The 8,735-nt window shown below is 65.2% G+C and carries 6 protein-coding genes and 1 pseudogene; 6 read left to right on the top strand and 1 reads right to left on the bottom strand.

Translation table 11 applies throughout. From position 1 onward, the window contains the following. Positions 1 to 89: 89 nt before the first annotated feature. Positions 90 to 356: pseudogene (locus tag CSE6_RS18325) on the bottom strand (transposase); the annotation flags it as partial. Positions 357 to 522: 166 nt separating this feature from the next. On the opposite strand from CSE6_RS18325, the gene CSE6_RS18320 reads away from it, so the two are divergent. From CSE6_RS18320 to CSE6_RS18295, 6 genes are read left to right on the top strand one after another with little or no spacing between them, the layout of a single operon-like run. After that, on the top strand, positions 523 to 1,728 hold the full coding sequence (locus CSE6_RS18320; RefSeq protein WP_059441177.1) for an ATP-grasp domain-containing protein: 1,206 nt from the start codon (positions 523 to 525) through the stop codon (positions 1,726 to 1,728). After that, positions 1,725 to 3,545 (top strand): IucA/IucC family siderophore biosynthesis protein, encoded by a 1,821-nt coding sequence (locus CSE6_RS18315; protein ID WP_034398752.1) that lies wholly within the window; start codon positions 1,725 to 1,727, stop codon positions 3,543 to 3,545. Before CSE6_RS18320 ends, CSE6_RS18315 begins: the two co-directional genes overlap by 4 nt. Further along, on the top strand, positions 3,542 to 4,717 hold the full coding sequence (locus tag CSE6_RS18310; RefSeq protein WP_034398754.1) for an MFS transporter: 1,176 nt from the start codon (positions 3,542 to 3,544) through the stop codon (positions 4,715 to 4,717). Before CSE6_RS18315 ends, CSE6_RS18310 begins: the two co-directional genes overlap by 4 nt. A 28-nt stretch (positions 4,718 to 4,745) precedes the next feature. Further along, positions 4,746 to 6,581, top strand: coding sequence for an IucA/IucC family siderophore biosynthesis protein (locus CSE6_RS18305; protein WP_052095339.1), 1,836 nt, complete (start codon positions 4,746 to 4,748; stop codon positions 6,579 to 6,581). Next, positions 6,578 to 7,810, top strand: a complete 1,233-nt coding sequence (locus CSE6_RS18300; protein WP_034398755.1) for a type III PLP-dependent enzyme — start codon at positions 6,578 to 6,580, stop codon at positions 7,808 to 7,810. The genes CSE6_RS18305 and CSE6_RS18300 overlap by 4 nt, the downstream gene beginning before the upstream one ends. Next, positions 7,797 to 8,561 (top strand): HpcH/HpaI aldolase/citrate lyase family protein, encoded by a 765-nt coding sequence (locus CSE6_RS18295; protein WP_059441185.1) that lies wholly within the window; start codon positions 7,797 to 7,799, stop codon positions 8,559 to 8,561. The genes CSE6_RS18300 and CSE6_RS18295 overlap by 14 nt, the downstream gene beginning before the upstream one ends. The last annotated feature ends 174 nt before the right edge of the window (positions 8,562 to 8,735 follow it).

Below are 8,735 nucleotides of genomic sequence, written 5' to 3'. Positions count from 1 at the left end.
GAGCCATCCACGCAAAAGTCAAAGGCGAATACGAGACTACTGGCCTTCTTCAATCACCGAAGGTTGCATTCGTCGCAGGGCTACCTCAGTCGCCGCCGCTCAGCGCCATGCTTTTTACACTTCCACTCCCCTTCACCCAGGAACTTGATACCCGTGGAGTCAAGTAGCAAATTCAGTCCACCTGAACTGGGCCGATAGGGTACTTGCACATCCAGACTGCGTTGTCTGCGGCACAGCGTGCTGAAGTCCGGAACAGGCCACGGCAGGCCAGACAAAGCCAGCAGAGATTGCACAAAGCCGGTGGTCTGTCGCAAGGCCAAACCAAACAGGTGCTTGATGGTCAGACAGAACTGGATGTACAGAGCACAGGCTCGGTGTTTATGCAACAACGCCTCTCTTAGTTTGTTGCAACAAAATGCATGAAATGTGTTTAATGCGAATCATTACCATTATGATCTCCATTTGATAATCGTGCTTACTAAACATCTCCAGCTACACAACCTAAGTCCAAGGCCCAAATCCATGCAAGAAATCTTCGTACTCGCCCACGTACCGACCGCCCCCGTCAACGTAGGCTTCCTGCCAGCGGCACGTACACTCGGGCTTTCCGTCGTCTTATTGACCGACTGCGCCGATGCGCATCGCGCGCACTTCGCCAGCACCGGCTTGCCCGCCTATCCCGATGACGTCATCCCGTGCGACGTCTTCAACCCGCTGGCGGTCATTGATGCCATCACCCGCCGCGGCGGCAAGCCCGCCGCCGTCTTCTCCAACAGCGATCACCTGCAGACGGCGACGGCGATTGCGGCAGCCTACTTCGGCCTGCCAGGCAAGGACTGGCGTACCACCTACGCCGCCAAGAACAAGGCGGAAATGCGGCGGCAATTGGCGGAGTCGGGCATCGACACGCTGTGGCACACAGTAGTCTGCGATGCCGCCGGCCTGGCAGCCCTCGCCGACGTCCCGATGCCATGCATCGTCAAGCCGCGCGAAGGCGTGGCCAGCCAGCAGGTCAGCATGGCGCGCAGCCACGCTGAACTGGCCGAGCATTGCGGCGCGATCTGGGCCAGGCACCCGGGCCAGACCTTATTGCTAGAGGAATACCTGGAGGGCCCGCTCTACACGCTGGAAACGCTGGGCGATGGCAAGGAAATCCGCGCGCTGGGCGGCTTTCGCGTAAGCCTGTCGCCGCCGCCGTACTTCGTTGAACTGGAGGCCGTGTGGGGCACCGACCTGTCCGCCTCGGTCGAGGCCGAAGTCCTCGACACCATCCGCCGCTTCGGCATCGGCTTCGGCGCATGCCACACTGAATACGTGCTGACCTCAAAAGGCCCGCGGCTCATCGAGATCAACTACCGCAGCATCGGCGACTATCGCGAGTTCCTGCTGTCCGACACCCTGCAATTCCCGCTGTTCGAGCAGGTTCTGCGCCTGCACCTTGGCGAAGCCCTGCAGGCGCTTGAGGTGCCGAAGCGGGCGGCGTGGATCCGCTATTTCACGGCACAGGCCGAAGGCACGCTGCGGCATGCGCCCGCCCACAGCCAACATGAAGGCAACGGCGTGCGGCTGACCTACCAGCCCCTGCGCAAGGTAGGCGACGCTATCCAGACGACCAACTCCAACAAGGATTACCTGGGCGTGCTGCGCGGCAGCGGTCCAGACACCATGGGTCTTGCCGCCGCCGTGGAACTGGCCAGCAGCAAGCTCGCCTGGGAGATCACACAATGACCGCGCGACTGCCTAACCAACCGGGCATGTCCGCCGCCGCGCCGGATTCGGATGCCAGCTATATCTGCGTCCGTGTCGTCGACACCTTTCTGCGCGAAGATGTCCGCGCATGCGCCAGCCGCAGCGAGTTGCACGGCGCCGATGCAGTACCTGCCGCCGCCGCGCATGGTTTCGACGCCTGCCAGCAGTGGCTGCGCGTGGCGCACCTTGGTGCCGGCACGCTCTGGATTCCGGTGACGCCCACCCGCTACATGCAGGAATGGCGCCTGACCCGCCTGCCGCTGCTGCGCGAAGACTCCGGCGCGATCTCCCCGCTGCATGACATCGACACCATCCTGGCAGCATTTGCCGGCGACCGTCCTGCCGCAGATGCACGCTTGTTCACCGCCTACGGCGACGAATGCCGCGCGGCCGTCGAGCATCGCAGGGTTTCGATGGCCGAGCGCGCGCGCTGGTTCGCGCAGCCCGACAGCGCCGACGGCCACGCGCTGCAGGCATGGGACCAGCGCATGTTGCACTACGACCGCGTCGCGAGCTTCCTCGACCACCCCTACTACCCCACCGCGCGCGCCAAGCTCGGCTTTGCCGCCAACGATCTTGCACACTACGCGCCTGAGTTCCAGCCTGCATTCGCGCTGAACTGGCTGGCGGTGCCGCGCGAGCGCCATCATCCCAGCGGCGACTCGCTGCCGCCGATCTGGCCGGATTTCGCCGATGTCGGCCTCGATCCCGCACTCGGCCGCTCGCATGCGTTGCTGCCCGTGCATCCATTCGTGTGGCAGCATCACCTGGACGGCTTCCTTGCGGAAGCCGGACTCGACGGCCAGGTCATCCGCGCCCCGGGCGCGTACCTGCGCGTATCGCCCACCCTGTCGGTGCGCTCGCTGAGCCTGCTCGATTCGCCTGCATGGCATATCAAGCTGCCGCTCACGATCCGGACCCTGGGTGCCAGGAATATCCGCACCATCAAGCCCAGCACCATTGGCGACGGGCATCGCATCCAGTCGCTGCTTGGCGATATCGTCCGGCGTGAACCGGACCTCAACAACCAGGTGCTGTTGACGGACGAGGCGAACGGCGCCCACGTGGACCAGCGCCCGTTCCTGGGCTACATCCTGCGCCGCTACCCTGAAGCTCAACTGGGGAACACCACGGTGGTTTCGGTAGCCGGCCTGATGGCCGAAACCGCCGATGGCATGTGCGTGGCCGAGGAGCTCGCCGGCCGCTACCACGGCGGCGATCTCGACGCCTGGTTCGATGCCTACCTGGCACTCACGCTGAAACTGCACCTCACGCTGTGGCTGCGCTACGGCATTGCCCTGGAGTCGAACCAGCAGAACTCGATGCTGGTCTACGGCGACGAAGGCCTGCGCCTACTGCTGAAGGACAACGATGCCGCACGCATCGACCGCGGCTCGCTCGCGCGCCGCTGGCCGGTACTGGCGGCCCGCCTCGATGACCTGGAAGACCAGCGCATTGGCGTGGCCGAGGCACTGCCGCTGGCGCAGATGTTCGTCACCATCACGCTACAGCTGAACATCGCAGCCCTGGTGGAAGGCCTTGCACAGCGTCGCGGCACCGATTCCGCCGCTGGCTACGCGCGCGTGCGGCGTCACGTGGAGGCCGTGCTTGCCGACCTGGCCGCTGCTGGCGAAGACACCGGCTTCGCGCGCCAGGTGCTGCTTGATGACGACCGCCTGCACCTCAAGTACCTGCTGACTGCGGCGTCGCTGGTGGAGAAGGCGCAGACCGGCGCGACCGACGTCAACAAGTTCTATGGCAAGCGCGCGCCCAACTCCCTCCGGGTGGTCGCATGAGTACCGGTACGCGCCAGGTGGTCGCGGTGGTCATGCTATGCCATTTCATAGCTGCATTCGCAGCGCTGGGCATGCCGCCGTTCTTCGCGCTGATCCTGCAGCGCTCGCTGCACAATGACGTGCCGTGGCTAGCGGGCGCGTTCTACGTGGTGCCGACGCTGCTGGCAGCGGTGTCGGCGCCATGGTGGGGACGGCTCGCGGATCGCTTCGGCAAGAAACCGCTGCTGATGCGCGCGCAACTGGGCCTGGCGGCAAGCTTCCTGCTTGCCAGCTACGCCACCAACTCGTTTGCCTTCCTGGCGGCGCTCGTGCTGCAAGGCGTGCTGGGCGGTACGTTCTCGGCATCCAATGCCTACCTGGCAACGGTGGCCAGCGGCACCACGCTCACGCGCAGCCTGACGGCGATGCAGTGGTCGGCGCGCGCCGCGCTGGTGGCGGCGCCCGCCTGCCTCGGCCTGTGGATGAGGGCGGAGTCGCCGATCGTGCTGTACCGCTGGCTGGCGTTGCTGCCGCTGGCGGCCGCGGCACTGATCGCATGGTTGCCCGCGGGCGATGCCGCCGGCACTGCAAGACGCCCGGCGGCACGCGCCGACGGCGCAGGCACCGCAGCACCAGCCACGCCCCAGCAAATCTACGTGCTGCAGTTCACGTTCGTGTTTGCCACCGTCGTGACGTTCCCGTACTTCATTCCCGACATGCAGCAGCGCATGCCCGCCATATCTGCGGCGACGGCCGGGCTGCTGTTCGGCCTGCCACACCTGGTGTACCTGGCCGCGGCACCGCTGCTGTCACGGCGGCTAGGGCTGGCCCCCTCGCTGGGGCTGCTCGCCACCGCCTACGGCACGCTGGTTATCACCCTGCTGGCACAGGCGGCGCCGCTCGGCCTGCCGGCGTTGGTGACTTGGCGCCTGCTGATGGGCACCGCCATGACGGTCGGTTTCATCGCGCTGCACGCGCTGGTGGCAAGCGTCGTGCACGCCGGCAACGCCGGGCGGACCTTCGGCTGGTTCGAAAGCAGTTCGAAATGGGGTGGCGTCGTGGCCGGGCTTGGCGCCGGCGCGGCAGTCAGCCTGGTCAGTCAGCGGGCCCCTTACCTCTTTGGCGCCGCGCTGCTTGCGCCGGCTGTCGCTTACCTGATCCTTACCGCCAGACAGCGGATGAGCACACTCTGATCCCTCCCAATAACAAGGTCACAAGACAATGCAAGTGCAAACCAAAATTGAAGTTACTGGCGCACACCGCCTGTTGGCGGAACTGGCTGCCGCGCGGCGCTGCCAGGAAACGCTATTGAACTGCTATTGCCGCGAAGTCGCGGCCCCCGCCGGCCAGATGCGCGTCGGCCCGCCCGCCCGGAAGAATGACTGGCCCGCGACGATCGCCATGACGCTGCAGCGCGAGGCGGCCCAGGTCCTGGAAGTGCAGCTGCCGCATATCCACGACCGCCTGCTAGCCGTGGTCGGCGGTGCCTGGCTTACCGGCAACTACCGCTACCTGTCGCCGGTTTTTCACAAGGCCGAGAACAGGCCTTGGGCTCTGCTCGACTGGGAATCGCTGGCTGCGCTGCTGTTGCGCGAGATGGCGCAGCAGCATGAGCTGCCGCTCAATACCGAGCTGCTGGAGCAGATCCGCAACAGCGTGGCCGTCAGCACGGAAGTGCTGTCCATGCCGGTGCCCGCCACGATTCCGGCCGATCCGGTCGAGGCGTATATCGATTCCGAGCAATCGCTGACCTTCGGCCATCCCTTCCACCCCACGCCGAAGAGCCGGCAGGGCTTCTCCGACGATGACCTGCTGCGCTACTCGCCGGAGCTGCGCACCCGCTTTCCGCTGGCGTGGTTCGCGGTGCCGCATGAGGACATCGCGCAGCAGTCCCTGCTCAATGCGAGCTGCGACCAGCTGATCGCGGCGCATGCGCCCACAGTCTGCGCCGACCGCGTTGCAGTGCCGGTACACCCCTGGCAGGCGGACTACCTGCGCGAGCATCCGTTGGTGCGCGATGCGCTGGCGAACGGCCGCATGCAGGACCTGGGCACGCGGGGCGCGGACTTCTTTCCTACCTCGTCGATCCGCACCCTGTACCAGCCCGGCAATCCGTACTTCTACAAGCTGTCGCTGAACATCCGCATTACCAACTGCGTGCGCAAGAATGCATGGTACGAGCTGGAGAGCGCCATGCACGTCAACAGCGTGCTGCGTCCGTTGCTGCCGGCTCTGGGGCAGTTGTTCCCGGGCCTGGCGCTAATGGAGGAGCCAGCCTTCCTGTCGGTCGACCTCAAGGATGCCGATATCGAACAGAACCGCCAGGTCATCGAAGGCTTCGGCCTGATCCTGCGCCAGAGCGTGGATACGTTGCGCACGCCTGACTGCGTGCCGCTGCTGGCCGGCTCGCTGTTCGGCAACCATTACTACGGCGAAGCCCGCATGCAGCGACTCTTGACGGAGCTCGCGGCGCAGGCGGGGACGCCTATGGATGTCATGGCTGAGCGCTGGTTCTCCGCCTACGTATCGCAACTGCTCTATCCGGTCTTCCACCTGTTCTTCGCGCACGGCGTCATCTTCGAGCCGCACCTGCAGAACGTGGTGCTCGGACTGCGCCAGAACATGCCCGCGCAGCTCTTCCTGCGCGACTTCGAAGGGGTGAAGCTGACGCCTTCGCGCCATCCCGCTTCTTCCATGCCTGGGCTCAGCGAACGCGCGCAGGCCTCACTGTGGTACGACGAAGAACAAGGCTGGAACCGCGTGGCCTATTGCCTCTTCGTCAACAACCTGTGCGAAGTCATCGCCCAGCTCGGCGTCGGCAGGCCGGCAATGACCACGCGGCTGTGGTCCGTGGTGCGCCATCACCTGCATACCTACCAGCATCGTTACGGCAATGCGTCCTCAGCGCGGCGCGTCAACGGGCTGCTGGCCGGCAACCCATTCCCAGCCAAAACCAATTTCAGCAACCGCTTCTTCCAACGCGCCGACCGCGCTTCCACCTACGTGCCCGTCGCCAATCCCATCCCGTTCGCCGGCGTGGAGGCAGCATGGCAATGACCGCCCCCGAACAACGCTGGGCACGTGTCGCCGCCCACCTGCACGACGCGCTTGCCAATGCTAGCGCCCCGCTGTGCACCTACGTCTACGACCTGGAGGCGCTACGGCGCCACGCCGCGACCACGGTGCGCAGCCTGCCGCCCGGCTTCGAACTGTTCTACGCAATCAAGGCCAACTCCGACCTGCCTATCCTGCAAACACTGGCACCGCTCGCGCACGGCTTCGAGATCTCTTCCGGCGGCGAGCTGGCCTGGGTTCGCAAGCACTTTGCCGAGGTGCCGCTGATCTTCAGCGGCCCCGGCAAGACCGATGCGGAACTGGCCAGCGCGCTCGATCTCGGCGTCGAGGCACTGCATGTGGAAAGCCTGCATGAGCTCGAACGACTGGCATGGCTCGCTAGGGAGCGCGGCATCACCGCCCCGGTGCTGCTGCGTGTCAACCTTGCCATCGAAGGACTGCAGGCCACCACGCTGATGATGGGTGGCAAGCCCACCCCGTTCGGCATCGCTGGCGACCAGCTGCCGGCCTGCCTCGCGTGGCTGCGCGCGCACCCGGAAATCCGGCTGCGCGGCTTCCATTTCCACCTGATGTCGCACCAGCTCGACGCCACCGCCCACCTGCGCCTGCTCGACGCCTACCTGCAGCAGGTCAGACGCTGGCGCGCGGAGTACGGGCTCGATACGCTAGACCAGGTCAACGTCGGCGGTGGCATCGGCGTCAACTACCGCGAGCCCGAACGTCAGTTCGACTGGGCCGCTTTTGCCGCGGGCCTCCCGGCGCTGTCGGCGCAACGCGATGGGCTGACCGTCCGTTTCGAATGCGGGCGCTATATCACGGCCTTCTGCGGCTACTATGCGATGGAGGTGATCGACGTAAAGCACGCCTTCGATCGCGCCTTCGTCGTGGCCTGCGGCGGCACGCACCATTTTCGTACGCCGTATGCGCAGGGGCACAGCCACCCGTTCCGGGTGCTGCCTGTGGAATTGTGGCGCTATCCGTTTTCCCGCCCAGGCGTCAGCAACGCGCACGTCAGCGTGGTCGGACAGCTCTGCACGCCGAAGGACATCCTCGCCCACGACACGCCGGTGGACAGCGTGCGCGCCGGCGACTTGGTGGTCTTCCCGTATGCCGGTGCCTACGCCTGGCATATCTCGCACCATGACTTCCTGCGCCACCCGCACCCGCGGCACTGCTTCCTTCCCGCAGAGGATGCCCATGCTGCAGCCTAACCAACTGAAAGCCGCGCTCGCAGCCGGGCGTGATGTGTTCGGTCTGATCAACTCGCTGCCCTTGCCGCTGATGACGGAGATGATCGGCTACGCCGGCTTCGACTTCGTGATCTTGGACCTCGAGCATGTCGGCGTGAACCCGCAGACGCTGGAGAACATGATTCGCGCTGCGGAATGCGCCGGAATCACCGCCTTGGTACGTGTGCCCTGGGCGGCGCCGGACATCATCCTGCGCGTACTGGATGCCGGCGCGCATGGCATCGTGGTGCCGCACGTGCACGGCCGGGTGGAGGCCGAGTTGGCGGTCGAAAGCGCGCGCTATCACCCTCTCGGAACGCGCGGCATCACCGGGGGCCGGACCACCGGCTTCGGTACGCTGACGTTGCCGGACTACCTCGAACGGGCCAACCGTGAGCTGATGGTGGTGGCCATGATCGAGGACCGGGAAGGCGTCGATGCCATTGACGAGATCGTCGCCGTGCCAGGCATCGACATGGTGCTGGAGGGTGCGATTGACCTGTCGCAAAGCCTTGGCGTGCCAGCCGATGCACAACATCCTTCGGTGCAGGCTGCTATCCGCCGCATTGCGCAGGCCTGCCAGGCACGTGGTGTGCCGTTCTGCGCGATTCCGCGCGCCGCGGGGCAATTCGAGCACTGGCGCGAACGAGGCGTCCACGCCTTCCTGCTCGGCGACGATCGCGCCACCGCCTTCCGGGCAATGAAGCAACTGGTGACGGGCTACCGAACGTGAAATTCAAGCGCCGGATTGTGTGCATGCCGGTCATGCCTGGCCAGTAGTGCCGACACTAATGACGAATCATTATTGGGTGCACTATGCTGAATTCCCCCACGATACGGAGATGTCTCATGCTTAGGATGTATTCGTAAATAATATTTACTGGCAGTTCGATCTTGCGCTGCGCAA

Source organism: Comamonas sp. E6 (genome assembly GCF_001010305.1).
GTDB lineage: Bacteria > Pseudomonadota > Gammaproteobacteria > Burkholderiales > Burkholderiaceae_C > Comamonas > Comamonas thiooxydans.
Note: the sequence above shows the minus strand (reverse complement) of the source record. Positions and strands in the feature narration are given on the sequence as shown.